Below are 26,868 nucleotides of genomic sequence, written 5' to 3'. Positions count from 1 at the left end.
GCCAAGGTCGAGCACCCGTTTCGGGTGATCAAGCGCCAGTTTGGTTATGAAAAGGTGCGCTTTCGAGGGTTGGCCAAGAACACGGCTCAGATGGTGACGTTGTTCGCCCTGTCAAACCTGTGGATGGCGCGTCGACATTTATTGGCGGGCACAGGAGAGGTGCGCGTGTAATACAGCAAATGGGCGCTGCGAAGCGCCTTGCTGCGCCCGGAAGGGCTGAAAAATGAAGAAAATGGATCAAATTTCGACGCGGGTCGTTTTTTGAAAAGTACTGACGGCTCGATAGCCGGAGAATATCCGGCTATTTCAGACCATCCTTAGGCAGGGTTCTTTGTTTAGAAAGATGGTGGATCAATAAACTCCACGTATCGCGGCATTGCACGCATCCTCCGTAACCGTTTCGATTATTTTCAAATTCTCCGGCGCCGGAGAGGTACCGAATTGCCCGTCTGTTTTGCTCAGAGTGTAGTAGGTGCCCCATGACCCTCGCGACACCGGCTTTATGTGAGGATCGAACGGCAGGATCCAGACATCGATAAACCCGTCACGAATATGCTCAGGCTTTATCTCGTCCGGGAACTCACCGTAAGTTTCGCCGATGGGATCGGTAGAATTGAATGCTCGATAGCCTTGCCAGAACACCCTGACTTCGTCGCCCGCTGCAAAATGACCGCTGTCGAAATTTATACGGACCCGAATCCCTTCCCACGGCTTATCTTCGCAACCGATATAACCAAAAGCATCCGCATCCTCAAAGACCGGCTCAGGCAAATCATCAATGGTGGTGACCTGAACGCGTACGTATGTATTTTCGGATTGCTGTTCATTAACCCCATTACTGGTTGTGTAGTAGACCGGCAATCTCGTGTTATTAGGCTCTGTGTCAATCACATCCCAGGAAACGGCGGTGAACGAAACTTCCGCACCTTCGATGTCCCCAGCCTGCACGGTATAGGTGGCGACCGCTCCGCTGTATTGCCCCCAATAGAGTTCGAGCACCTCTCTGGGATTCGGTGCCTGATAAAGCTTCAGCTTTGGTATGACTGGAGAGGTCCGGTCACCGGGCAATAGCACATTAGGCACGCCCGAACCGCCAACAATGTCTATGAGCGGTAAAAGGGAATTGAGCAGTGCCGGTGCATTGGGATGGTCCTGGCCGGCAACCGTAAAATCAATATTGATGTCAGCGTCTCCCGACACACGCGAACCACCACCTCGAATGAAGTTGTAGTTCACCTTGACGACCGAAGGTCCCGGCCCATTGGCGATCAATACATTCCAGGGCACCGGTATGCTCAACGGCAGAACAGCGTTCTCGGGAAGCAGCGCAACACCATCCCAAACCAGTTCGATCTGGTCATTGGGCAGCAATGGAGGGGGAATATTTTCAACGACCGCGTGCACCCGCGCTCGCGCGTCGGCCCGGTGCACAAGGTTGTCATCGTCGTGCAACGGCACAGTGGGTGGCGGGAGCAGGCTAGGCCACGGTATCAGCGAAACAGTCCCGGTTGCCGGCTTTGAAAAGGTGAGCGTTTCGTTTCCGGCGCGATCCCGCAACTTGTAGAAAGCATGGAACATGCCGTTCTGATTCGGCGCTCGGATATCATTGCCACTTAGATCTACACGAATGTCTTCGGCGATAATTTCTGCATCACTAATCGGTTTCGTTGTAACAGAAGGTTCCGTAGGTGGGTTCGTTGGCGACCAGAACAATTCAAGTACATCACCCTTCTTCGCACCGGTATAAAGAGGTAGCGGAAGACGAAATTCGACCTTGTCATTATTATTCTGAAGATACTCTTCGGTAATAATTTTTCCAGGCAGATTACTTGGAAAAAGCAATTCCTCAAGCTGTTTATCATAACTGGGTGGCTGAGTATCCACCGTAACGAATCTATGTTCAGAAGGCGCCCCCGCCCCCCCAGCAGAAATAGCAACAGCGTACCAGACCTCGAAGCGACCGTCTGGTTGGAGAAGATTCTGCGACACTTTCAAGGGATAAGGAAACATGTCCTCTGTGATAGGGCCCGGAAGTTCAACTTCGTCAACAAGCACAGGCTCCCTAAGGGGACGCATCCAATACAACCGGACAGTATCCACCTCATTTTCTATCGCGTACTCCGGCCACCGCTCAGGCACCTCAACAAGCAACTTTCGATTCTGCGAGCCGGTGGGAAGTAAACCTTCGGGATCACTTTCATCGATGACCGATGGAATTGACAGTTTTTTCAAGTCAATCAATATCGGGCCTCTTTTCCGAGGAACCCCTGATCTTTCACTTGTGCCGTCACCTTCTTTCGATTCGCTCACTTATGACTCCAATCATCAAGATCAACTGCCCTAACGTCATGACATTTAGTTCCTGTCGATTTCACACCAGCAGAATCAATGTCAAATCCATTCCACTCTTTATCCCCCCGACTGGCTACTGTCAGACTTGACAGGTATCGATACCGTTCGTCGCACTAACAGACCACCGAACGGCCACACCCAGCCCTGGAACGGAACTCCATGCGCCGGATTCATCTGGATCTGAAATTGCTCTTTGACTACGCGCTACGAGGGCGTATTCCCTGGGCATTGTCCTGTATCGGTACACGTATAAGAACAAGTTTTTGAGCCAGACGCATGATCGCGAACGACAAAAGCTGTAGGAGCGGGCCTGGGCATCGGCAGGTGAGGTACGGATCATCAAGCAGAGGGCTCGCTACAGTGTGGACCTCCTCGTATCACCCATATCATCCCAGTGATGGGCCGCCTCAAACCAAAAAAACCCTGCACGAAGGCAGGGTTCTTTTTGGGACCACCCGGCGAAAAACGATTCTTACCAGCTATAGCGCAGTCCCACATTCGCACCGAACGGCATTTCGATATTCTTGCCATTGGCATAGTCGAAATCGGCATGCAGCTGCAAACGCTCGCTGAACTGCGCTGCTATACCTGCTCCGAGTTCACCGCGAGAACCCGAAAGATCGTTATTGAGTACATTGTTATTGACTTGTACCTCATTGTTCTTGGCAAACTCATGGGCCATCGCCAGCCGAACATAGGGCTGCAACACGGTACCGTCGTCCAGGGTGAAATTACGCCCGCCGGTCATGCCAACCTTGCCGAGGAACGAGCGAGTACGGTCGCCTTCAGCCTGCATGCCATTGTCCAGGCCATAATCCTGGCTCTGAATCACCACCGTTGAAAACTGGGTATAGGGTTCGATGAAGTAGTTGTTATCCAACTTAATATGCCGTCCGAACTCCACCGAACCGCCCAGGCCGGCGGTGTTGTAGGAACCCTTGGCACGGGTGCTGTCACTCATGGAGACTTTCGCCTCGTTATGAAAACGGTTGAGTTTGAGCACGCCGTCGAAGTAGTAGCCGGTGTCCGCGTCCAGCCAAGTGGTGTAAGCGCCCAGATAGTAGCTTTTCACGGTGCCTGAGCTGCCACGGCTCAAATCCAGGTCAGAGTTGCTGTGGCCCACCATGGCGCCAATCAGCCATTGTCCATCGCCCACGGGCAGTGGCGCATCGGCTCCCAGAGAGAAGCCTTGCTGGGTCTGCTTGTAGCCGGTACCGGAAGCCGCGTCCACGATGTACTTGTTGCCATACATGCGACCCCAGGAGCCCGACTTGCCTCCATTGAAGCGCAACTCGCCCATGCGGCTACGCAGGCTGGTCAGCTCACCCAGCCAGACGGTCGGAGCGGTGTTGAACAGGGCCATTACGGTTCGGGTACCGGGGCTCACCGTCGCGGTTTCAGGGTCCAGGAACCAGTCAGTCCCACCAGAACCATTGCTTGCTGACACCAGCTTGTAGGAGTAAGTCCCGACATCCACTTCATTACCGGCCAAGCCAAAGGTAGCATCGCCGGCCGCCATTTTGACCAGAGTCAGCGCTTGCGGTGACGCCGGGTCGACGCCTGAACCAGGCACGAGCAACGAGTGATTACCGCTGGCAACACCAGTAATATTGAGCACATCGTGATCATTGGTGGCCCAATCGACACCCATCTTGAAGGTTCCGTTGCCTGCCAGCGAGCCTACGCTCAACTGGTAGAACTCGCCGGCACCACCGAACGCAACCGATCCTCCATTCAATGACAAAGCGCCAACGGTATTGTTGTCCGTCATCTCCCATTCAGAACCGCTGTCGATGGTTGCGCCGGAAACATTAACCAAGTTGCCTTTGAAATGCGAACCATTGGCGAGTCCAAGTGTGCCGGTGCTTCCAGACTCAACGATAAAGTCCCCTTCCATTCGACCTTGATCGAAACTCAAGTTAGCGGTGCTGCTTTCGGAGACATCAATATTGCCCTTCAGCACGACACCACCACTGTTGCTGACATCCATATTCGCCGTGGAACCGCCAACCACCTCAAGCAAATTGCCATTACCTGCGATGAGATTCGAACCATTGGTCAGATCGATATTGATCACCGTGGATGCGGCACCGGCAGCCGAGACACGGATGGCCGCACCGTTTTTTCCTTCAACGGTCGTGCCATCGAGCAACACGTTGCCTTCACGCGGAAGGGGTCGATTACCCCGCAGATCAAGTCCATTCAGGCCACCGATAATGGTGCTGCCGGTAAATTTCGCGTCGGCACTGAACAACCTGACGCCGTAGCTATCGGCACCCGTACCTTCGATATGAGAGTTGCTGACATCCAGCGTGCTTAACGCTGAAGCAAAGGCTCCGCCTTCCAGCCCTTTGATAACACTACCGGCCGTTACCGTCGCCGACGACCCCACGCCGAGGCTTTGCAACAAATGCAGGCCAATCCCGTGGTCGTTGGTCACCGTGCTGTTATTGATCGTTGCTTCACTGGCTTCCAGTTGCACGCCAGCGATGAGTCCGGCCCCCGTTGCAGTCACCGTAGCGCCATCAAGTTCCACTCGTGAACCGTTACTTGCCCATATCTGCTGGGTCGTACTACCCGGGCGGACATTAATTGTGGAGCTATTGGAAATAACATCCATGATGTTGGCGCCATTCACATTGAGCGTGGACCCTGTGATGACTGAGTAGCGATCACTCGGGGTGCCAGGGGAAATGTCCCTGACTTCACCATTTTCTACTAAGTCCGCCTGCACCGATGTGCTTACCAACATCGACAAAACAAGGAAGCAAGACACCGGCGCTACACCGGAAAAAAGCAATCGCGCAGAATTCGAAGAATACATAATGTATGAACCTGTAAGAGTGGACGTGCACTTCCTCACGACTCAGCGGCAATCAAAGTGCAAGGCGGTCGCAGGATACTCAAAGAATCACACACGGCATGTAGGAAAAATCCCAAATGCAACCAGGAAAAACCCCATAATCTATATCAACAGGAACTTCTCGATCTCTTGGAGAAATAAAACGGAAAGAAGAAAAAGCCGAGTTTTCCCCTTTCCGCTTCCTCACGTTTTCTCCGAAACTAAGGAATATCAAGGATTTATCGGGCACAGCCCTGCCGCATCCACCGAAGCGGCACGCATCGAAAGCGTGCCTGACAAGGTCGACGTGCCGGCCACCACCTCATAGTCGACCTTCAACGCCCCCCTGCGCCCTAGCAAATTGTCAACAAAACTGGCCCTGGGCCCAACCGACTCTATAAAGCCGTCCTCTACTTGTGATTGGCTCAGTGAAGGAATCGTCTTTGTCCAAGCCGTTCCCACTTCATTGGCCGGGTCAGGTGGAAACGAATCATACCCTTGTACGGTAATGCTCATCGACTGGCCTGCCGACAGCATTGGATTCGGTGGAATATGCAACCGCAAGTTAGCTTCTGGACCGATCCAGGACGAACAGTTGATCCACCATGTGGTGCTATTTACAAACTCAGCATCCGGGAATTCCGGCTCTGAAAGTCTGATAGGCACGGCCTCCTCTACATTCACTTCCGTAACAGGAGAAGGGGCAGGGTTGTTCTCTCCGTTTTTGCCGACCTCATACCACACATCAACAGTAATACCCGGTACCTTCTCGATCTCAGCCCAAGGCACATTGAATACGAGAGGATCGCCGGCAACCGGCACGGGTGCTACTTCAGATACGTAATCGGGTAGATCCCCCCAGTACAGCCTCGCCCAGTCAACACCGACCAGCCCCACGGGTACCGTGATAGCCGCCGTTGCATTCTGCCCTTTGTCGCCTTCCACCAGCTTGTTATCTTCTGGCGCTGTGCCACCGCCTTGGACAAGCACCCTCGGCAGAATGCTAGGGTCGATTAGCTGAGATAAGTCGACGTTGATGTTCAGTGGACCGTCCGCATCAAACGGGAGATTGCCTCGCCGGATTTGATAAGTCACTGCCGTGGGTTTTTCGCCAGTAGTGCTACCATAATCCGGTTCGATCAGTTCAGTGTCGCTTACATCAATGATGATTGGGTCTGTTGGATTATCTCCGACTTTGTGGGGAATACTGGCCGTTTGCATGCCCCACGTCAGGTAAATACGATCATTCTTTCCATGGTTCGTATAAAGCGGCACCAATGCCCGGACGCCAGCTCGAACGTCGGCCAAGTCAATCAATGTCTTGACGTCTTCGGCCAGTGGAACCCTCAGGGGAGGGAACGGCCCAACGGGAAGGGGAAGGAGCAGCAAATGAGTCTCGAGCGGTGCGGAGTCTGGGCCGATATTACCTACAATATCTTTTAGTTTAAATTTGAAAGCGAGCAGACCATCTTCTTTCCCCGTGAAAAATGTAGTCGGAATAAAGACTGTCCGGTCGTTAGGAATCACATCATCAAAGGCTTTGAACGAAACAATGCCTTCTTCTAACAGGACGTAAACCTCAATGGCGTCCTGATCACGTTCGTCTGAGTAAGCAGGTACGACTAGCGGCACGCCTGTACCACTAACACTATCCAGGTATTCCTTTGTCAACCCCTCGTCTTTAGCGAGCTGGTCTCTAAATTCCAACGGGCGGGTGGAAGATTGATTGTCATTTGGCGGGGTCTTATCGATAACGAGTTCCTCTATAAGAGAGTCTGTGCTGCTTCCCGAAGGGATTTGTACACTGTATTTCAACTCGTAAATCCCTTCGTCTGCAAAAGCGGAAGCACTCACGGTGGTCGGATAGGGAAAGTCACCAGGTTGAAATGGCCCAGAAATCGGATGTGTATCCGTAGGGGCTCCCCATTCGGAGGCCCCTTTACGCCTGACAAAAATTCTGAGCGTATCTGTCTCGCCTAGTTCGGCTTGTTCCGGCCATTCTGGGACGTTTAGCTGAAGATCGGTCTCCTGCAGCGCCCTAGGTACATAGCCTTTGTACTCGGGAAACCCTGGAAAATAGTCCGGAATAATTATCGGATCCAAGGTAGCAGCTAGTTGCTCGGCCCTCTCCTGCAAATACCAAGTCGTGTAGGCCTGACGGGCCTGCGCAGAGGTCAATGTAAATTTATTCTGGTCATTCATTTTTCCAACTCCGGTAGATATCAGTTAGATATATCCATGAACAGCTAAATACTTACCACCTACTTTCTTTCCAACGAACCCGACGCTGAACAGCCCGTAGACCTTCAACCCTCATTTCGTGAGATCGTACACTGCTCCTCCGAAACGATTTCTACAATTTTCAAGTTTTCCGGTGCCGAAGAAGGGCCCCAATCTAGCGTTGTTAGATTCCGTGTCAATCACGCCCCAAGATACGCGGCATAATTTCTGCTTCACTAATCGGTTTCGTTGTGACAGATGTTTCCGTAGGTGGGTTTGTTGACGACCAGAACCAATCAGTACATCACGCTCCTTCGCACCGGTATAAAGATGTAGCGGAAGACGAAATTCGACCTTGTCATTTTTATCAATGACCGATGGAATTGACAGTTTCTTTAAGTCAATCAATATTGGGCTTCTTTTCCGAGGAACTCCTGACCTTTCACTTGTGCCGTCACCTTCTTCCGATTCGCTCACTTCCGACTCCAATCATCAGAATCAACTGCCCTATCGTCATGACATTTAGTTCCTGTCGATTTCACACCAGCAGAATCAATGTCGAGTCCATTCCACTCTTTATCCCCCCGGCTGGCTACTGTCAGACTTGACAGGTGTCGATACCGTTCGTCGTACTAACGAACCACCGAGCGGCCACACCTAGTCCTGGAATGGAACTCCATGCAGCGGATTCATCTGGATCTGGAATTGCTCTACTTGGCTACGCGCTACGACGTGTTTCCTGACCGTTGTCCTGCATCAGTACATGGGTAACAACTGAACCGCAAACAACGCGATTCTCCGGCACGCCTCCGCCAGTTTCACCTGATCGACCACCAACCCAATCCGAATATGCCCCGCAGCACTCGGCCCGAACGCCTCGCCGGCCAGCACCGATACGCCATACCCGTCCAACAGCCGCTCGGCAAACGCCTGCGCTCCCAGCCCCGTCTTGCGCACGTCAACCATTACAAACATGCCGCCATCGGGCCGCACCGGCTTGAGGCCCGGGCAGTCATCGAGCATGGTGCAGACCAGGTCTCGACGCTGGCGGTATTCCTCACGCATCCGCGCCACCTCAGGCAAATCCCGCTCCAGCGCAACCTGAGCGGCGCGCTGCACGAAGTCCGGCAAACCAAACAGCATGCACAGCGACAGATTGGAGAGGTGTTCGGCGAGCGGTTCGGGGCCGATGACCCAGCCGATACGCCAACCGGTCATGGCATGGGATTTGGACAGGCTGTTGATGGTCACGGTGCGTTCGGCCATGCCCGGCAGCCCGGCCGGGCTGATGTGTTCGCCTTCGTAGAGCAGGTCGCTGTAGACCTCGTCGTTGATCAGCCACAGGTCATGGTCGATGCACAGGTGTGCCAGCGCTTGCCAGGTCGACAGCGGCAGGCTGGCGCCGGAGGGATTGTTGGGGCTGTTGATCAGCATGGCGCGGGTGCGCGGGGTGATCAGCCGGGCGACGTCGGCCGGCTGGACCCGGAAAGCGTTTTCCGGGCTCACTGGCACCGGCACCACTTTTGCGCCACAGGCGCCAAACACCGCTTCGTAGGAGACGTACATCGGTTCGGCGACGATGACTTCGTCGCCGGGGTTGAGCAGGCATTGCGCCACCGCGTAGACCGCGCATTGTGCACCGGGGAGCACCGTGACGTGCCCGGCGCCTACCGGTTGGCCGCAACGCTCTTGGTGACGGCGAGCAATGCTGGCCCGCAGGGCATGCAGGCCACGAGTATCCGAATAGTGAGTATCACCGGCGCGCAGACTGGCGACGGCGGCCTCGACGATGGCGGGCGGCGTGTCGAAATCCGGGTCGCCCACCGACAGCAACAACACATCCATGCCCTGTTCGCGCATGGCCAGCGCCCGGTCGTGAATCTGCCAGGCGGCGGCGCCGTCGCCGGTGATGCGTTGGGTTAAAGCAGAGAAGCGCATGTATCTCTCCTGATAGCGCGATATCCAGCCTCAACCCTATCTCAAATTCAACCGTGTGGGAGCAAAGCTTGCTCGCGATATTGGCGACTCGATTCCTGGGGGACCGCAGCGCTTGTATCGCGGGCAAGCCTTGCTCCCACAGGGTCTATCGGGCGGCCACCCGCCAAAGCCGTGCAATGTCCCCGGCACGCTCGCTCAACAGCCGCGGGGCATCGGTGCAGGCTTCTTGCAGGGTCATCGGCCCGCTGGCCAGGGCGAAGGCGGCGTCGATGCCGTGTTCATACAGCGCCTGGTAGCCCTCCCCCAGCGTGCCGGCAATGACCACCACCGGTACGCCATGCTGGCGGGCGATGCGGGCCACGCCGAAGGGGGTTTTGCCGCGCAGGGTCTGGGCGTCGAAACGGCCTTCGCCGGTAATCACCAGGTCGGCGCCCTTGACCGCCTCGGCCAGCCCGGTCAACTGGGCGACGACGTCCACGCCGGTACGGAACTGCGCCCCCAGAAACGCCTTGGCCGCGAACCCCAGGCCACCGGCCGCGCCGCTGCCCGGCTCGTCGCGCACATCTTTATTCAAGGCCAGGGCGCACTGTTCGGCGAAATGCCCCAAGGCCCGGTCGAGTGCCCGCACTTGCTGGGCCGTGGCGCCCTTCTGCGGACCGAAGATCACGGAAGCGCCGTGGGGTCCGCACAATGGGTTGTCGACATCGGCGGCGATCTCGAAGCTGATCCGCCCCAGGCGTGGGTCGAGGTCGCTCAGGTCGATGTGCGCCAGGTTCGCCAAGGCCAGGCCGCCGGGAGGAAGGGGTTGGCCCTGGTCATCCAGCAACACCACGCCCAGAGCCTGCATCGCACCGGCACCGGCGTCGTTGGTGGCGCTGCCGCCGATCGCCAGGATCACCCGACCGGCGCCCTCATCGAGGGCAGCGCGAATCAGCTCGCCAGTGCCGTAGGTGCTGCTGGAACAGGCGTCGCGTTGCTCCGGCGGCACCCGTTGCAAGCCACTGGCCTCGGCCATTTCGATGATCGCGGTGCGGCTCTCGGCCAACCAGCCCCAGCGCGCCTCGACAGCGACCCCCAACGGACCACGAACCCGGGTGCAACGCCACTCACCGTGACAGGCCGCCAACACCGACTCCACCGTCCCCTCCCCGCCGTCCGCCATCGGGCATTTGATCAACTGCGCATCCGGCCAGACCTCGGCCAGCCCCTGGACGATGGCATCGGCGACGCCCTGGGCACTGAGGCTGTCCTTGAACGAGTCTGGGGCGATGACTATTTTCATGTGATTCTCCGGTTCCGATGCACAGTATGCTGCCCGTTGACCCCCGCCGTGACGCCGGTCCGCGGCCCAAAAAGCACCGGGCATTATTGTTCAAATTCACAGTTGATTTAGGGGTGTTTGAGAATTCTGTTTGATCCGTGCGGTGGTTCTGGGGTTTGATTGAGCCTTTCCCCATGGATAAAAGGATCTTGTCATGAGCTACCGCACGCTAGGCCACTCCGGGTTGCAAGTCTCGACGTTGACCCTGGGCACCATGATGTTCGGTGAGCAGACCAGCACCGAGGATTCACTGCGGATCATTGACAAGGCCTGGGACCAGGGCATCAACTTCATCGACACCGCAGACGTCTACACCAACGGCCGTTCCGAAGAGATCGTCGGCGAGGCGATCGCCAGTCGCCGCCAGGAATGGGTGTTGGCCACCAAGGTCGGCTTCGGTCCAGCGGACGGCGTACCCAATCGCAGCGGCCTGAGCCGCAAGCACTTATTCAATGGCATCGAGGCCAGCCTGACACGCCTGGGCACCGATTACCTGGACATCTATTACCTGCACCGCGAAGACCACAACACCCCGCTGCACGTTACTGTGTCGGCCATCGGCGATTTGATTCGCCAGGGCAAGATCCGCTACTGGGGCCTGTCGAACTACCGTGGCTGGCGTATCGCCGAGGTGATCCGGATCGCCGACAGCCTGGGCATCGACCGACCGGTGATCAGCCAACCGCTGTACAACATCGTCAATCGCCAGGCGGAAACCGAACAGATCACTGCCGCACAGAACTACGGCCTCGGCGTGGTGCCGTTCAGCCCCCTGGCCCGCGGGGTACTCAGCGGCAAGTACGCACCAGACGTGGCCCCGGATGCCAACAGCCGTGCCGGACGCCAGGACAAACGCATCCTGGAAACCGAATGGCGGATCGAGTCCCTGCGCATTGCCCAGCAGATCCTGCAATACACCCAAGGCCGCGGCGTAGGTATCGTCGAGTTCGCCATCGCCTGGGTGCTGAACAACAGCGCCGTGACCTCGGCCATCGTCGGGCCGCGCACCGAGGAGCAGTGGGATTCGTACACCAAGGCCCAGTCGGTGAAGATCAGCGCAGAAGATGAAGCGTTCATCGATTCGCTGGTGACGCCGGGGCATGCTTCAACGCCCGGGTTCAATGATGTGGGCCATTTCGTGCCGGGACGGGTGCCTGTGGGAACCGGGCTTGTGTGAGCAAGGCTTGCCCGCGATGAACGATAACCCGGTTCACTGTTAAACTGTGGCGAGGCGATCGCGAGCAAGCCTTGCTCCCACAGACTTTGCTCCCACCGTCAACTCCCACACCACAGGTAGGGTGTTGATTGATCGCCCTCAAGAGAATCACCGTGTCCAAAGGCATCGTTTTATCGGTTTCAGCCTCTGCGCTGTTCGCCGTCATGTACTACTACACCTCGTTGCTCTCACCGCTGACCGGCGTGGAAATCTTCGGCTGGCGCATGCTGCTGACAATGCCCTGCATGACCGCATTCCTGCTGGTGACGCGGGAATGGAAACTGGTCACGGCGCTGATCCAGCGCCTGATCGCCACGCCACGGCTGTTGATCGCGGCAATAGCCTCATCGACACTGTTGGGCGCGCAACTGTGGCTGTTCATGTGGGCACCGCTCAATGGCTACAGCCTGGACGTGTCGCTGGGGTACTTCCTGTTGCCGCTGTCGATGGTGTTGACCGGACGCATCGTCTATGGCGAACGCCTTTCCTACCTGCAGAAAGTCGCCGTGTTCTTCGCCACCCTTGGCGTGTTCAACGAGTTGTATCAGGTCGGTGGTTTTTCCTGGGCAACCTTGCTGGTGGTGATCGGCTACCCGATCTATTTCATCCTGCGCAAACGCATCAAGACCGACAACCTCGGAGGACTCTGGCTAGACATGACCCTGATGCTGCCCGTGGCGCTGTGGTTCGTGCAAAGCGGTGAACAGGGCCTCGACGTTCTCGATCAATACCCGTGGCTGTCGCTGTTGATCCCGTTGCTCGGGGTCATCAGCGCCAGTGCACTGGTGTCCTACATCGTTGCCAGTCGGTTGCTGCCGTTCAGCCTGTTCGGGTTGTTGAGTTATGTCGAGCCAGTGTTGCTGCTGGGCGTTGCGCTGCTGTTGGGCGAAAGCATCAAGGCCGGAGAATGGCTAACCTACATCCCCATCTGGATGGCGGTGGCGGTGCTGGTGTTCGAAGGGTTCAAGCACTTGGTGCGACAGCGGCGCCCGACTTAAGGTCACCGCCAGCCCCTGTGGGAGCGAACCTGCTCGCGGTGACGGCGGCACATTCAACATGGATGCAAGCGGAACCACCGCTATCGCGAGCAAGCCCGCACCACATTTTGGACTGTGTCGGATCACAATAAAAAGCCCGCCCGGTATCACTGCCGGGCGGGCTTTTTCATGGTTCAGGCCTTACTCGGTCGCCAGCACACCACGACGCACCTGGTCGCGCTCGATGGATTCGAACAGCGCCTTGAAGTTGCCTTCGCCGAAACCATCGTCGCCCTTGCGCTGGATGAATTCGAAGAACACCGGCCCCATCAGGGTTTCCGAGAAGATCTGCAACAGCAGGCGCTTGTCACCCTGCTCGGAAGCACCGTCCAGCAGAATGCCCCGCGATTGCAGTTCATCCACCGGTTCGCCGTGGTTCGGCAGGCGGCCTTCGAGCATTTCGTAGTAGGTGTCCGGCGGCGCGGTCATGAAGCGCATGCCGATGCTTTTCAAGTGGTCCCAGGTCTTGATCAGGTCATCGGTGAGGAAGGCCACGTGCTGGATGCCTTCGCCGTTGAACTGCATCAGGAACTCTTCGATCTGCCCGGCGCCCTTGGACGACTCTTCGTTCAACGGGATGCGGATCATGCCATCCGGGGCAGTCATGGCCTTGGAGGTCAGGCCGGTGTACTCGCCCTTGATGTCGAAGTAACGGATCTCGCGGAAGTTGAACAGTTTCTCGTAGAAACCGGCCCAGTAGGCCATGCGCCCGCGATACACGTTGTGGGTCAGGTGGTCGATGATTTTCAGGCCCGCGCCCACCGGGTTGCGGTCAACGCCCTCGATGAACACGAAGTCGATGTCATAGATCGAGCTGCCTTCGCCAAAACGGTCGATCAGGTACAGCGGCGCACCGCCGATGCCCTTGATGGCCGGCAGGTTCAGCTCCATCGGACCCGTCTCGATGTGGATCGGCTGGGCGCCGAGTTCCAGGGCGCGCTTGTAGGCCAGTTGCGAATCCTTGACCCGGAACGCCATGCCGCACACCGACGGGCCGTGCTCGGCGGCAAAGTACGAGGCCACGCTGTGGGGTTCATTGTTGAGGATCAGGTTGATCGCGCCCTGGCGATACAGGTGCACGTTCTTGGAGCGGTGGCTGGCCACTTTGGTGAAGCCCATGATCTCGAAGATCGGCTCCAGGGTGTTGGGGGTCGGGGATGCGAATTCAATGAACTCGAAGCCCATCAGGCCCATGGGGTTTTCGTATAGATCTGCCATGTTGGCGCCTCATCAGTCGGGTCAATTAACAAAAAACGTTAGTTGCTGGCGATGCTAAGGACGCGGGGCGGCGCGCAGGAAATGCCACGAACGCTGCGGGCGAGGAAATCGCCATAGATCAGTTGAAACCCAAGTATCTTCATTGTCGACCCAAGGCTCTTGCGGGCGAGGCTTCTGCTGCCAGAAGACGTTTATTCTTATATGCGTAAATCGATTCTACACAGCGTAACCTGATTTGTCCGCCTTCTGTATCAAATCGCCTTTTCCTTCGACCGCGCAAGGGGTTTGTTGCACAGGAAAATCCCCACCAGGATCACGCCCCCGCCGACACACATCAAGGCCGTGAGCCGTTCGTCCAACAGCAACGCTCCCAGCAGCACCGCCGTCAGCGGATTGAGCGCGATGAACACGCCGGAACGGGTCGCGCCGATCCGGCGAATGCCGTCGTACCAGGCAATATAGGCCAGGGCCGAGCCCAACACGCCGAGGTACAACAGGCTCAGCCATTGCTCCACGTCCAGGCCGCGCAGGGTTTCGAAGCGAATCTGGCCGGCAGCCGCGCAGCCCAGCCACAACATCAGCGTGCCCAACAGAATCGACCAGGTCACAGTCTGCAAGGGGCCGAGGCTGTCATTCAGGCTCCTGGAAAACAACGAATAGATGCCCCAGCCCAACACGCAGCCAAAAATCAGCAGGTCACCGACCCAGCCTTGCGCTGCGCCTTGCAGCAAGGACGGATCACGACTGACGATCACCAGCCCCGCCCCACCGATGCAGAGCACGATGCCGGCCACTTTCAAGCGGCTCAGCCGCTCCTTGAACAACCACCAGGACGCCAGCCCGATCACCGCCGGGTTCAAGGCCACGATCAGCGAGGCCCGCGACGCATTGATGTACTGCAAGCCATAGAAGAAGCACAGGTTGTAGAAAAAAATGCCGAAGAACCCCAGCGCGGCCAATTGCAGCGCCTGCTTCACACTGGGCCTGGCCAGCGGGATCCCGGCCAGGGCGAGAAACGACAGCAGCGCGATACTCGCCAACAGGAAACGCAAGCTGGCGGCAAACATCGGCGCTAAGGCATCGGCAAGGATCCGACCGGCCACGAAGGTTCCACCCCAGATCATGGTGACCATGGCGAGCTTCAGGTAGACCGGCAGGTCTGACGGGGTTGGGAAGGTTTGTTCGAGGATTTTCATGGTTATAACCTGTGGGAGCAAAGCGTGCTCGCGATGAACGATGACCCAGTTTGCCTGCTGAATCGCGTCGCCTTTATCGCCAGCAAGCTTTGCTCCCACAGGGCGCGACCTCGCTAAAAGGGGGTTGTGCTGCTTTCTGATTCAGGTCAGATGCCTCATTATCTTGTTCATGTTCGATCATCGTAAAATGAGCAATCCCTCATGACCCTCACCCAACTCGAAATCTTTTCCCTGGTCGCCGAGTTGCGGGGTTTCACCGCAGCGGCCACACGATTGGGCATCGGCCAGTCAGCGGTATCTCACGCCATCAAATCCCTGGAACAGGAATTGGGCGTTGAACTGCTCAGGCGTCATCAATCCCAGGTAGAACTCAGTGACATAGGTCAGCAATTGCTGCAGCGGGCCCGGGCCATGCTCGGGCTGGCCAACACCTTGCGCCAGGAAGCCGCCGATGCCCGAGGCATGCACCGAGGCACCTTGCGCATCGGCTCGTTCGGTCCCACGTCATCGATCAAGCTGCTGCCCGGTTTCCTGCGGCGCTATCGAGACTTGCACCCGGGGATCGAGGTGCACATCGACGAAGGACCCGACAGGCAGGTCATCCAATGGCTGGACGAACGGCGGATCGACGTCGGCTTCGTGGTGCTGCCCGAGGAGCGTTTCGATACGTTCATGCTGATGGAAGATCAGATGGTCGCCCTGCTGCCCACTAACCATCGCCTCGCCGCCCAGACCAGCCTGAGCCTCAAGGACCTGTGCAACGACCCCTTCGTGCACACCGAGGCCGGATCGTCGGAGCTGGTTTCGCGCTTGTTCAATGCCGCGGGGTTGACACCGAACGTGCGTTTTCGTTGTTCGCAACTGCTCAGCACCCTGGATGTCGTCAGGCGTGGCGAAGCGGTGAGCGTGGTGTCCGAAGGCTCGTTGCCGGCCGGTGAAAGCCCGGGCTTCGTCGCGCGCCCCTTGTCGCCGCCGGTGCCGCGCCAGATTGGCCTGGCCGTCCTGGACCGCCGCCAGGCCTCGCCCGCCACCCTGGCGTTCATCGAGCTGGCCCGGCAGTCATGAGCCCAGCATCAAACCTGGGGGAGCATGGCATTGAACCTGTGGGCTTGCTCGCGAAAGCGGTGTATCAATCGACATCAACGGTGACAGACACGACGCTTTCGCGAGCAAGCCCGCTCCCACAGTCACACCGCGGCCAGCAAGCACGCGGCAAGCCATCTATCATGATCGGCATCCGACGATTGCCCCTCATCCCTTTTCTTCTCAGGTTGTGCCGATGCCCTTAACCGCCACACGCTCGCACACCCGGACCCGTCGCTATCTCGTCACCCTGCTTTGCGGCCTGGTACCGATGCTGTCAGGGCTGGCCATTTTGTACCTGCAGGCCGAACGGACGCTGGCGCAACACACTCGGCAGACCGCCGAGGAACTGGTCAGGCAGATCGAGCTGATGCTCGACAGCACCGCCTTGGCGGCCCATGAACTATTACCCCTGGCCGGCCAACCCTGCGAAGCGGTGAAACTGGCATTGCGCGAACAAGTGACGCGCCGCCCCTTTGTCCGTTCGACCAACCTTATCTGGGACAACAACTTGTATTGCAGCTCGCTGTTCGGTGCCTTCGAGGAGCGCGTCAACCCCAGCGACTACTATCAAGGCACGTTGTGGCTCATGAACGGCAACCCGGTCACGCCAGACACCGCGCTGCTGATTTACCGGCTCAACGAGGGCCGTCAAGGCACCTTGGCCACGCTTGACGGGTACCACCTGACGAACGTCTTGCGCTTGATCGGCCGCCAGACCCCGCTACGGCTGCAAGTCGGGCCTAACTGGCTGGCGGCGGACGGCAAGGTCCGGTCAGCGCCCTTGCCCGGGCTGACGGTCGCCCAGCATGAGCTCGGATCATCACGCTACGCCTTCAATGTAGAAGCCGGCTTCGATGAGGGTGAAACCTGGCGCTACATGGCCAGGGAATATCCGCCGCTGTTCAGCTTGCTGATTTTCTTCGGCGTCGTGGCTGGGAGCCTCGGGCACTGGCTGCAAAAACGCGCCTCCTCGCCCAGTCGTGAACTGCAACGGGCCCTGGAAGCCGGCGAGTTCGTGCCCTACCTGCAACCGGTCGTGCACAGCGACAGCAAACGCTGGGCCGGCGTCGAAGTGCTGATGCGCTGGAACCACCCCAAGGAAGGCCTGGTACGCCCGGACCTGTTCATTCCATTCGCCGAACACAGCTGCCTGATCGTACCGATGACCCGGGCGCTGATGCAGCAAACCATGAACCTGCTGGCACCGCTTGCGCCTCAACTCCAAGCGCCGTTTCATGTCGGCATCAACATCACCGCCCGCCACTGCCAGGACCTGGCGCTGGTGGACGATTGTCGCGAGTTTCTCAGCGCCTTCGCGCCGGGTACGATTGCCCTGGTGCTGGAGTTGACCGAGCGCGAGCTGATCGAACCTACGCCCGTTACCCGACAACTGTTCGACCAACTGCGGGAACTGGGCGTCAAGATCGCCCTCGACGATTTCGGCACGGGTCATTCCAGCCTGGCGTACTTGCGCCAGTTCAACGTGGACTTCCTGAAGATCGACCAGAGTTTTGTCGCAATGATCGGTGCCGATACCCTGTCACGGCACCTGCTCGACAGCATCATCGAACTGTCGGGCAAGCTGGGCCTGGACATGGTGGCCGAGGGCGTCGAAACCGTCGAGCAAAGCGACTACCTGAGCGCCCATGGGGTGAACTTTCTGCAGGGCTATCTATTTGGTCGACCGCTTAGCGGGCAGGCGTTCATTGAGACGCTGGCCCGGCATTAATGGCAGTTAACCGCCGCCGTTCTATTGACGACGATGCCCAACTGATTAAAACGCTTGCTGTTGTTACATAACGAAAAAGTTACGATTTACACCTTCCGGATTAACTACTACAATTTTTCTACCTGTGTCAGATAGCAGGAGAATCATTAACACCAAGGCGCTTGGCTTATAGCTTTGTTTGCGGTTGGTATCAGCCAAATATTTTGATTGGAGTAACGATTTTGTCCAGACTCGCTGAATTTCGTGCAGCCGAAAAGGCCCTTCAAGAACAGCTCAAGCAGTTGGAGTCGCTGAAGAACGATGCCGGGCTCAAGAAGGAAATCGAATTTGAGGAAAAGCTCCAGGGACTGATGAAAACCTACGGCAAGAGCCTGCGCGACATCGTCGCGATCCTCGACCCGAACTCGTCCAAGGCGAGCCTGCAATCGACCAAACCCGTCAAGACCCGCCGTGCGCGAGTGGTAAAGGTTTACCAAAACCCGCACACGGGCGAGTTGATCGAGACCAAGGGCGGCAATCACCGCGGCCTGAAAGCCTGGAAAGAACAGTACGGTGCAGCCACCGTTAATTCCTGGTTGCGTGGTTGACAGCCCCCATGATGCAAAAAAGCCCTGAATACACTCAGGGCTTTTTTATGGGCTAAACTTTTGGATTAAATCACGAACGTATTACGCTGACGGCGTTATAGTTTCAAACTGTTTCGCAGCGACTGTATTTCATCCTGGCTTTCAACAAACACCCGCGCCTGCCCTGCATAGGACAGCACATAAGCCTTGCCCTCGTTTAGTGCCGCGACGAGCGCCTGAGACAATACATGTCGTCCGTTTTGCGTGATCGTGCAAGTGGTTTCCAATGCAGTTACGCCGCCCAACATGGAAGCATGGATCTTATTGCACACACTTTGGTAACCGCCCTGGAAGAAATCCTTCTGGATCGATTTGCGCATTTCCAGCAACACGCCTTGCAAGTTGACCTGGTGATCGGGTTCGACGGTAGTCGTGGTCAATTCCATGACCATCACGGCATTGCCTGCCGAATCGCTCTTGGTTGCACGTTGTCGCAAGGGACCCGGCGCCGCGGCGTCGGCGGGCAGCGGCTCGACAACCCAGCCTTGGGGCCAGGCGATCTGCGGTTCGTCCGCCTGGACGCCGCCGACACTCGCAATGCAGGCAACCAGCAGGACAAACAGCGAAAGGAACGGTCGAATCATTGCGTTGGCACTCAAGGGCGAATCGTAAAGTCTGAAGCCCGGGGCAGAACCAGGCAATAGCCACACGCGGTTTGGCGACACCGCGCCCCTTGCGTATCATGGGCGCACCTGCAAGGACGCCGTCTGACGCAAGCCCAGGAACCGCCGCAATCAAGCTTGCGACGCCGTTTGCCCCACTTATTTCCGGAGGGCCCATGAGCCTGCACGAACTCAATACTTTCCCAGGCATCACCGCCCAACCCGACGCCGCCACGGCCAAGTTCGTCTTCAACCACACCATGCTGCGGGTCAAGGACATCACCCAGTCCCTGGATTTCTACACCCGCGTGCTGGGTTTCTCGCTGGTGGAGAAACGCGACTTCCCGGAAGCCGAATTCAGCCTGTATTTCCTCGCCCTGGTGGACAAGAACCAGATCCCGGCGGACGCGGCGGCGCGTACCGAATGGATGAAGTCGATCCCCGGCATCCTGGAGTTGACCCACAACCACGGCACCGAAAGCGACCCGGCCTTCGCCTACCATAACGGCAACACCGACCCACGCGGCTTCGGCCACATCTGCATCTCGGTACCGGACGTCGTCGCAGCCTGCGAGCGCTTCGAAGCACTGGGCTGTGATTTCCAGAAACGCCTGAGCGACGGTCGCATGAAGAGCCTGGCCTTCATCAAGGACCCGGATGGCTACTGGGTTGAAATCATCCAGCCTGCGCCGCTGTAAACCTCACCACCGCTCCCACATTTGATTGTCAGTGATGTGGATTTTTCGCCCCGCACAAATCCCCTGTGGGAGCGAGCCTGCTCGCGATGACGGCGACACATTCAGCATTGATGCAGGCTGATCCACCGCGATCGCGAGCAGGCTCGCTCCCACATTGGTGAGTGGTGAGTGGTGAGTGCGTGAAATAGCCACAAAAAACCCCATGAGCCAGGCCCATGGGGTTTTGTTTTTTCTGCTATCGGCTATTCAGGCCGGCGCAGAGGTGCGGATCAGGTGGTCGAAGGCGCTCAGCGAAGCCTTGGCACCCTCGCCTACCGCAATCACGATCTGCTTGTACGGCACGGTGGTCACGTCACCGGCGGCGAACACGCCAGGGATCGAGGTTTCACCCCGGGCGTCGACGATAATTTCACCCCGCGGCGACAGCTCGACAGTGCCTTTGAGCCAATCGGTGTTGGGCAGCAGGCCGATTTGCACGAAGATCCCCTCCAACGCCACATCCCGTACTTCACCGCTCGGACGGTCCTTGTAGCGCAAGCCGTTGACCTTCTGGCCGTCTCCGGTCACTTCGGTGGTCTGTGCGTTGGTCACCACCGTCACGTTCGGCAGGCTGTGCAGTTTGCGCTGCAATACCGCATCGGCACGCAATTGCACATCGAACTCCAGCAACGTGACGTGGGCGACGATACCGGCCAGGTCGATGGCCGCCTCGACGCCGGAGTTACCACCGCCAATCACCGCCACGCGCTTGCCTTTGAACAGCGGACCGTCGCAGTGCGGGCAGTACGCCACGCCCTTGTTGCGATACTGCTGCTCGCCCGGCACGTTCATTTCACGCCAGCGGGCACCGGTCGCCAGGATCACGGTCTTGGCCTTGAGGCGCGCACCGCTGGCGAACTTGATTTCATGCAGCTCGCCGTCCTTGCCTGGCACCAAAGCGTCGGCACGTTGCAGGTTCATGATGTCCACGTCGTACTGCTTGACGTGCTCCTCCAGGGCAACGGCCAGTTTCGGCCCTTCAGTTTCCTGGACCGAGATGAAGTTCTCGATGGCCATGGTGTCGAGCACCTGGCCGCCGAAACGTTCAGCCGCTACACCGGTGCGAATGCCTTTACGAGCTGCGTAGATCGCCGCCGAAGCGCCGGCCGGGCCACCGCCGACCACCAGCACATCAAAAGCATCCTTGGCGCTGATTTTCTCGGCCTGGCGTTCGATACCGCCGGTGTCGATCTTGGCGAGAATCTCTTCCAGGCCCATGCGGCCCTGGCCGAAGTTCACACCGTTGAGGTACACACTTGGCACGGCCATGATCTGGCGTTCATCGACTTCGGCCTGGAACAACGCGCCGTCGATGGCGACATGGCGGATGTTAGGGTTCAGCACTGCCATCAGGTTCAGCGCCTGGACCACGTCCGGGCAGTTCTGGCACGACAGCGAGAAATAGGTCTCGAAGTTGAACTCGCCCTTGAGGGAGCGGACCTGTTCAATGACCTCGACACTGGCCTTCGAAGGGTGACCGCCAACTTGCAGCAAGGCCAACACCAGCGAAGTGAATTCGTGGCCCATGGGAATGCCGGCAAAACGCAGACTGATATCGGCTCCCGGGCGATTCAACGAAAACGACGGCTTGCGCGCATCGCTGCCGTTGTCGAGCAAGGTAATCTGGTGGGAAAGACTGGCAACGTCTTGGAGTAACGCAAGCATTTCCTGGGATTTCGCACCGTCGTCGAGGGAGGCAACGATCTCGATCGGCTGGGTGACCCGTTCCAGGTATGACTTCAACTGAGCTTTAAGATTGGCGTCCAACATACGGGCGATTTCCATTTTTTAAATTTCAGAAAAAACAACGCCCGAGCGAATCTCGCCCGGGCGTTTTTTGGGGCGAAGCGGCTTACTTGATTAAGAGCGAATCGCCCTCGAATGACTCACAGACTTAGATTTTGCCGACCAGGTCCAGGGACGGAGCCAGGGTGGCCTCGCCTTCTTTCCACTTGGCTGGGCAAACTTCGCCCGGGTGAGCGGCAACGTATTGAGCAGCCTTGATTTTGCGCAGCAGCTCGGAAGCGTCACGGCCAACGCCTCCATCGTTGACTTCAACGATCTTGATCTGGCCTTCTGGGTTGATCACAAAAGTACCGCGGTCGGCCAGGCCGACCTCTTCGATCAGCACGTCGAAGTTGCGCGAGATGACGTGGGTCGGGTCGCCGATCATGGTGTACTGGATTTTGCCGATGGCTGGCGAAGTGTTGTGCCAGGCAGCGTGGGCGAAGTGAGTGTCGGTGGAGACGCTGTAGATCTCGACGCCCAGTTTCTGGAACTCGGCGTAGTTGTCGGCCAGGTCTTCCAGCTCGGTTGGGCAAACGAAGGTGAAGTCAGCCGGGTAGAAGAACACGACAGACCACTTGCCTTTCAGGTTGGCGTCCGATACTTCGACGAATTCGCCGTTTTTGAAGGCGGTAGCGTTGAACGGTTTAACTTGGCTGTTGATGATAGGCATCGATGTTTCTCCATCAGGGTTGGAAAGTTGATGGAGGGAATCTTATCCACTCATTCCCGGGCTGGCTCATTGGCAAACCTGATGTGAATGATTGGTTTTGGCTATCAGGAATCTATATGGATAGAGAAAATCTGTAGGAGCTGGTGAAGCCTGCGATTTTTTGATCTTTCGTTTGAGACCCAAGTGTCTTGGGAAAGATCGCAGCCTCGTTGCACTCGACAGCTCCTACGGACAGCTTTTGCGGGTAGCGTCAGGCTACGGGGGTACGCATCGTCACGAATTCTTCGGCGGCCGTCGGGTGCACGCCGATGGTTTCGTCGAAGTCGCGCTTGGTGGCGCCGGCCTTGAGGGCGATGGCCAGCCCTTGGACGATTTCACCGGCATCCGGCCCGACCATGTGGCACCCCAACACCTTGTCGGTCTTGGCATCCACCACCAGTTTCATCAGGGTGCGTTCCTGGCACTCGGTCAAGCTCAGCTTCATCGGCCGGAAGCGACTTTCGAAAATCTCCACCGCATGCCCCTCCTCCCTGGCCTGCTCTTCGGTCAGGCCCACCGTGCCGATGTTCGGCAAGCTGAACACGGCGGTGGGAATCATCCGGTAATCCACCAATCGATACTGCTCGGGCTTGAACAGACGTCGCGCCACCGCCATGCCTTCGGCCAGGGCAACGGGGGTGAGCTGGACGCGACCGATCACGTCGCCAATGGCCAGGATTGACGGTTCGGTGGTCTCGTATTTTTCGTTGACCTGGACAAAGCCCTTCTCATCCAGCGTGACACCGGTGGTTTCCAGGCCCAGGTTGTCGAGCATCGGCCGCCGACCGGTGGCGTAGAACACGCAATCGGTGAGCAACGTTTTGCCATCCTTGAGCTCGACCCTGAGGCTGCCATCGTCCAGTTTTTCGATTGACTTGATGTCAGCGTTAAATTGCAGGTCCAGGCCACGGCGGGTCAGTTCTTCTGCCAGGTGCTTGCGTACCGCACCGTCAAAGCCACGCAGGAACAGTTCACCGCGATAGAGCAAAGACGTCTGCGCGCCCATGCCGTGAAAGATTCCGGCGAACTCCACCGCAATGTAGCCACCGCCCACCACAATGACGCGCTTGGGCAGGTCTTTGAGAAAGAACGCCTCGTTGGAGCTGATGGCGTGCTCGCGCCCCGGAATGTCCGGGATCACCGGCCAACCGCCCGTGGCGATCAGGATGTGCCTGGCGGTGTAGCGCTGGCCATTGATCTCAACCTCGTTGGGCCCGGTCAGCCTGGCATGACCTTCGTGCAGCACGACACCGCTGTTGACCAGCAGGTTGCGGTAGATGCCGTTGAGGCGATTGATCTCCCGGTCCTTGTTGGCGATCAACGTGGCCCAGTCGAAACTCGCCTCGCCCGCCGTCCAGCCATAGGCCGACGCCTGCTCGAGGTCCTCGGCGTAATGCGCGCCATAGACCAGCAGCTTTTTCGGCACGCAACCCACGTTCACGCAGGTACCGCCCAGGTAACGGCTTTCCGCCACGGCCACCTTGGCCCCGAAACCGGCGGCAAACCGCGCAGCCCGCACACCACCGGAACCGGCGCCAACCACATACAAGTCAAAATCGTAGGCCATTTTCTATCTCCTTCGGCAGGTCATCAGCATACCTGCTGTTTTCACCTGAGGCAGCGTTGTGATGGTTATGGGGGTGGAAAACGCAAAAGCCAGCCGGGCTGGATCATGTCGAGCGTTCAAGCCCGCTCCCACAGGGTTTTGCATGTGTGATTGAGGCGTTGCGAGCCATTTTTCCCCACGCCAAAAAAAACGCCCCGAACCAGTCGGGGCGTTTTTTTCAAGGCATGGCGCAGGCTATCAGTAAGCCTTGCCCGTCTTGTAGAAGTTCTCGAAGCAGAAGTTGGTCGCGTCGATGTAGCCTTCGGCGCCACCGCAGTCGAAACGCTTGCCTTTGAACTTGTAGGCCATGACGCAGCCGTTCTGGGCCTGTTTCATCAGGGCGTCGGTGATCTGGATTTCGCCGCCCTTGCCTGGCTCGGTCTGTTCGATCAGGTCGAAGATGTCCGGGGTCAGGATGTAGCGACCGATGATCGCCAGGTTCGACGGTGCGTCTTCAGGTTTTGGCTTTTCAACCATGCTGTGAACGCGGTAGATGTCGTCGCGGATCATTTCGCCGGCAATCACGCCGTACTTGTTGGTTTCCTGCGGATCGACTTCCTGGATCGCCACGATGGAGCAGCGGAACTGCTTGTACAGCTTGACCATCTGGGTCAGTACGCCGTCGCCTTCGAGGTTGACGCACAGGTCGTCCGCCAGGACCACGGCGAAGGGTTCGTCACCGATCAGTGGGCGACCGGTGAGGATCGCATGGCCCAGGCCTTTCATTTCGGTCTGGCGGGTGTAGGAGAACGAGCACTCATCCAGCAGCTTGCGGATGCCGACCAGGTATTTTTCCTTGTCAGTGCCCTTGATCTGGTTTTCCAGCTCGTAGCTGATGTCGAAATGGTCTTCCAACGCACGCTTGCCACGGCCCGTCACGATGGAGATTTCAGTCAGGCCTGCATCAAGGGCCTCTTCAACGCCGTACTGGATCAGTGGCTTGTTCACCACCGGCAGCATTTCCTTGGGCATGGCTTTAGTCGCTGGCAGGAAGCGAGTACCGTAACCGGCTGCTGGGAACAAGCATTTCTTGATCATATAAGTCCTTGAAAAGGCGGTGTGTACGAGTTTCGGCGCAGTCTAATCAGGCGACAGGCACCTTACAATGCCCGCACTGGCCAACCGGTGCCATCATAGAGAAATAAAAAACGGCGGATAGTTCAATCGCCTTTCGTTTCGATGGCAGCAGCGGCCCACTGTACGCCAGTGGGCGCTGTTTGCGAGCATTTGACGTATCATGGCGCCCTTGATCCCGCCAATTGAGGCAGCTAGATGTCGGCAACAAGAAACGCAAACGGTTATTCGGTCAGCCAGGGCAAGGACGGCCAGTGGTGGATTATCAACTACCACGGCGAGCAGGTCGCCGGTCCTTTGCCCAGCAAGGCCATGGCGGTGGAAGTGGCCGCAGTATTCCAGGATGAGCGCGCTGCCCCGGCGGCGAAAGAACGCGACACCGCCCCCGCACGCAGCCCACGCCGCAAGAAATAACCAGGCGAGCCTCTAGTAAATGCCACACGAGCATTGAACGAGGCTTGTTTAGCTGTACTTTAGCTGTACCGCAATGGCCATTCGCTATAACCTCGCCGTTGCCCTTCCCTTCTCGATGACGATCCCATGAAGACACTTCTGGCACTGTTTACAGTCCTGGCCTTGGCGGGCTGTGCCTCGGCCGAAAAAACCTACCTGAACAACGGTGAACAAGGCCTGACCATTGACTGCTCGGGCGAGGCCAACGCCTGGGCGACATGCTACGAAAAGGCTGACGCGTCCTGTGCCGGCACCGGCTACCGCATCGTCGGTACCGACGGCACACCCCAGGTCAAGGAAAGCGAGAAGACCCTGGGCGTCGACGTCGGTAACTTCACCAGCCGCAGCGTCGTGGTGGTCTGCAAGTAATCAAATGTGGATCTCGGCAAACTTGATGCCCAGCCCGCGCAAGGTTTCGATCAGTTCATCGAGACGGCTGAAGGACTCGACTTCGTCCTGCTCATCCACCAGGAAAAAACTGCGCCCGGCGCTTTTCTTGAAGAACACGATCCATTCGCCCGGGCTCGCCGGGTTCTGAATCACATGGGTGGCACAGATAAGACCTTCTGCATGGCGCTCACGCACCTGCTCGCGTTTCATCGACTGACTCCATAAATGACAATGCCGCCAACGTCGATCGTGGCGGCATTTTTTGTCGAGGGCAGTAGTTTATCCGATGCCCGGTCCGCTCGTCAGGCGCGTAATGTGATCAGCCGGAAATGCAGGCGTTGGCCGCATCTTGCACATCGCCCGGACGCACCGGCACGTTGGACATGCTTTCGTGCAGCTTGATGCTGCTGCCGCTGGAGCGCTCGTCAATGTCGAACACCGCCGCCGGCAGGGTCGACAGTTTGCCCGGGACGATCAGCCGCACGCCGTTCTTGTGCGGCTCCATTTGCAGCGAGCCACGGCTGCTGGCCAGCTTGTCGGCAACGCACTTGGCGTATTCTTGAGGCTTCTTTCCGGAGATGACGCTCATGGTGGGCGGCGTCTGGTTGATGTCCGATACCGATGCACATCCACTCATGACCAATGCCAACACCCACACGCTGCGCTTCATATGATTCCTCCAATAAAGACCGTCCGACAGTGCAGACGCCGTTTTTTTCCGGTGCTGC

Annotated in this window: 24 protein-coding genes; 9 read left to right on the top strand and 15 right to left on the bottom strand. The window is 57.8% G+C overall.

Annotated features, from left to right (window positions below; all coding sequences use genetic code 11):
- Nucleotides 1-171 (top strand): transposase (locus AACY31_RS06410; RefSeq protein ID WP_339504179.1); only part of this gene is annotated, 171 nt, incomplete at its 5' end.
- A gap of 180 nt (nt 172-351) precedes the next feature.
- Here the strand turns inward: AACY31_RS06410 and AACY31_RS06405 are convergent.
- The 6 genes from AACY31_RS06405 to AACY31_RS06380 form a co-directional block, all read right to left on the bottom strand.
- Complete coding sequence (locus AACY31_RS06405; RefSeq protein ID WP_339504159.1) at nt 352-2,310, bottom strand: hypothetical protein; 1,959 nt, start codon at nt 2,308-2,310, stop codon at nt 352-354.
- A 514-nt stretch (nt 2,311-2,824) separates the two neighbouring features.
- Nucleotides 2,825-5,176, bottom strand: coding sequence for an autotransporter outer membrane beta-barrel domain-containing protein (locus AACY31_RS06400; RefSeq protein ID WP_339504157.1), 2,352 nt, complete (start codon nt 5,174-5,176; stop codon nt 2,825-2,827).
- 249 nt (nt 5,177-5,425) lie between these two features.
- Nucleotides 5,426-7,396 (bottom strand): hypothetical protein, encoded by a 1,971-nt coding sequence (locus AACY31_RS06395; protein WP_339504155.1) that lies wholly within the window; start codon nt 7,394-7,396, stop codon nt 5,426-5,428.
- A gap of 111 nt (nt 7,397-7,507) precedes the next feature.
- On the bottom strand, nt 7,508-7,891 hold the full coding sequence (locus AACY31_RS06390) for a hypothetical protein (protein WP_339504153.1): 384 nt from the start codon (nt 7,889-7,891) through the stop codon (nt 7,508-7,510).
- A gap of 279 nt (nt 7,892-8,170) precedes the next feature.
- Nucleotides 8,171-9,352 carry a pyridoxal phosphate-dependent aminotransferase gene (locus AACY31_RS06385; protein WP_339504151.1) on the bottom strand — a complete coding sequence of 394 codons (1,182 nt, stop codon included), beginning with the start codon at nt 9,350-9,352 and terminating at the stop codon, nt 8,171-8,173.
- Between the two features lie 145 nt (nt 9,353-9,497).
- Entirely contained in the window at nt 9,498-10,634 is a 1,137-nt protein-coding gene (locus AACY31_RS06380) for a glycerate kinase (protein WP_339504149.1), read from the bottom strand.
- Nucleotides 10,635-10,827: 193 nt separating this feature from the next.
- On the opposite strand from AACY31_RS06380, the gene AACY31_RS06375 reads away from it, so the two are divergent.
- Together AACY31_RS06375 and rarD are read left to right on the top strand one after the other, a co-directional pair.
- Nucleotides 10,828-11,850, top strand: a complete 1,023-nt coding sequence (locus AACY31_RS06375; protein ID WP_339478694.1) for an aldo/keto reductase — start codon at nt 10,828-10,830, stop codon at nt 11,848-11,850.
- Between the two features lie 152 nt (nt 11,851-12,002).
- Complete coding sequence (gene rarD, locus AACY31_RS06370; protein ID WP_339504147.1) at nt 12,003-12,887, top strand: EamA family transporter RarD; 885 nt, start codon at nt 12,003-12,005, stop codon at nt 12,885-12,887.
- Nucleotides 12,888-13,067: 180 nt separating this feature from the next.
- Here rarD and hppD read toward each other — a convergent pair whose 3' ends face one another.
- Both hppD and AACY31_RS06360 read right to left on the bottom strand, forming a co-directional pair.
- Nucleotides 13,068-14,144 (bottom strand): 4-hydroxyphenylpyruvate dioxygenase, encoded by a 1,077-nt coding sequence (hppD, locus tag AACY31_RS06365; RefSeq protein ID WP_339504145.1) that lies wholly within the window; start codon nt 14,142-14,144, stop codon nt 13,068-13,070.
- Between the two features lie 251 nt (nt 14,145-14,395).
- A complete protein-coding gene (locus tag AACY31_RS06360; RefSeq protein WP_339478686.1) occupies nt 14,396-15,340 on the bottom strand; it encodes a DMT family transporter in 945 nt (314 codons plus the stop codon).
- Between the two features lie 201 nt (nt 15,341-15,541).
- Between AACY31_RS06360 and AACY31_RS06355 the strand changes: the two genes are divergently transcribed.
- From AACY31_RS06355 to AACY31_RS06345, 3 genes are all read left to right on the top strand, one after another.
- Entirely contained in the window at nt 15,542-16,405 is an 864-nt protein-coding gene (locus AACY31_RS06355; RefSeq protein ID WP_339478685.1) for a LysR family transcriptional regulator, read from the top strand.
- A gap of 214 nt (nt 16,406-16,619) precedes the next feature.
- The gene (locus tag AACY31_RS06350; protein WP_339504142.1) at nt 16,620-18,155 is read left to right on the top strand and encodes an EAL domain-containing protein; all 1,536 of its coding nucleotides are present in this window, start codon (nt 16,620-16,622) and stop codon (nt 18,153-18,155) included.
- A 221-nt stretch (nt 18,156-18,376) separates the two neighbouring features.
- Nucleotides 18,377-18,742 (top strand): histone-like nucleoid-structuring protein, MvaT/MvaU family, encoded by a 366-nt coding sequence (locus tag AACY31_RS06345; RefSeq protein ID WP_339478683.1) that lies wholly within the window; start codon nt 18,377-18,379, stop codon nt 18,740-18,742.
- Between the two features lie 95 nt (nt 18,743-18,837).
- Here AACY31_RS06345 and AACY31_RS06340 read toward each other — a convergent pair whose 3' ends face one another.
- The gene (locus AACY31_RS06340) at nt 18,838-19,365 is read right to left on the bottom strand and encodes a DUF4946 domain-containing protein (RefSeq protein WP_339504177.1); all 528 of its coding nucleotides are present in this window, start codon (nt 19,363-19,365) and stop codon (nt 18,838-18,840) included.
- 194 nt (nt 19,366-19,559) lie between these two features.
- Between AACY31_RS06340 and gloA the strand changes: the two genes are divergently transcribed.
- Nucleotides 19,560-20,081 (top strand): lactoylglutathione lyase, encoded by a 522-nt coding sequence (gene gloA / locus AACY31_RS06335; RefSeq protein ID WP_339492368.1) that lies wholly within the window; start codon nt 19,560-19,562, stop codon nt 20,079-20,081.
- A gap of 246 nt (nt 20,082-20,327) precedes the next feature.
- Here the strand turns inward: gloA and ahpF are convergent, their stop codons facing one another.
- The 4 genes from ahpF to galU form a co-directional block, all read right to left on the bottom strand.
- Nucleotides 20,328-21,890 (bottom strand): alkyl hydroperoxide reductase subunit F, encoded by a 1,563-nt coding sequence (gene ahpF, locus AACY31_RS06330; RefSeq protein ID WP_339478681.1) that lies wholly within the window; start codon nt 21,888-21,890, stop codon nt 20,328-20,330.
- A 124-nt stretch (nt 21,891-22,014) separates the two neighbouring features.
- Nucleotides 22,015-22,578 (bottom strand): alkyl hydroperoxide reductase subunit C, encoded by a 564-nt coding sequence (gene ahpC, locus AACY31_RS06325; RefSeq protein WP_339478679.1) that lies wholly within the window; start codon nt 22,576-22,578, stop codon nt 22,015-22,017.
- Nucleotides 22,579-22,828: 250 nt separating this feature from the next.
- The gene (gene gorA / locus AACY31_RS06320; RefSeq protein ID WP_339504140.1) at nt 22,829-24,184 is read right to left on the bottom strand and encodes a glutathione-disulfide reductase; all 1,356 of its coding nucleotides are present in this window, start codon (nt 24,182-24,184) and stop codon (nt 22,829-22,831) included.
- A 237-nt stretch (nt 24,185-24,421) separates the two neighbouring features.
- A complete protein-coding gene (gene galU / locus AACY31_RS06315) occupies nt 24,422-25,261 on the bottom strand; it encodes a UTP--glucose-1-phosphate uridylyltransferase GalU (protein WP_003182953.1) in 840 nt (279 codons plus the stop codon).
- A gap of 234 nt (nt 25,262-25,495) precedes the next feature.
- On the opposite strand from galU, the gene AACY31_RS06310 reads away from it, so the two are divergent.
- Together AACY31_RS06310 and AACY31_RS06305 are read left to right on the top strand one after the other, a co-directional pair.
- Nucleotides 25,496-25,711 carry a hypothetical protein gene (locus AACY31_RS06310; RefSeq protein ID WP_018605984.1) on the top strand — a complete coding sequence of 72 codons (216 nt, stop codon included), beginning with the start codon at nt 25,496-25,498 and terminating at the stop codon, nt 25,709-25,711.
- Nucleotides 25,712-25,837: 126 nt separating this feature from the next.
- Nucleotides 25,838-26,119 (top strand): hypothetical protein, encoded by a 282-nt coding sequence (locus AACY31_RS06305; protein WP_339478674.1) that lies wholly within the window; start codon nt 25,838-25,840, stop codon nt 26,117-26,119.
- Here AACY31_RS06305 and AACY31_RS06300 read toward each other — a convergent pair whose 3' ends face one another.
- Complete coding sequence (locus tag AACY31_RS06300) at nt 26,120-26,350, bottom strand: hypothetical protein (protein ID WP_339478672.1); 231 nt, start codon at nt 26,348-26,350, stop codon at nt 26,120-26,122.
- Between the two features lie 109 nt (nt 26,351-26,459).
- Nucleotides 26,460-26,810 carry a hypothetical protein gene (locus AACY31_RS06295; protein WP_339478671.1) on the bottom strand — a complete coding sequence of 117 codons (351 nt, stop codon included), beginning with the start codon at nt 26,808-26,810 and terminating at the stop codon, nt 26,460-26,462.
- Nucleotides 26,811-26,868: the final 58 nt, after the last annotated feature.

Source organism: Pseudomonas sp. RL_105y_Pfl2_101 (genome assembly GCF_963970585.1).
GTDB lineage: Bacteria > Pseudomonadota > Gammaproteobacteria > Pseudomonadales > Pseudomonadaceae > Aquipseudomonas.
This window is presented reverse-complemented; position numbering and strand designations above follow the sequence as displayed.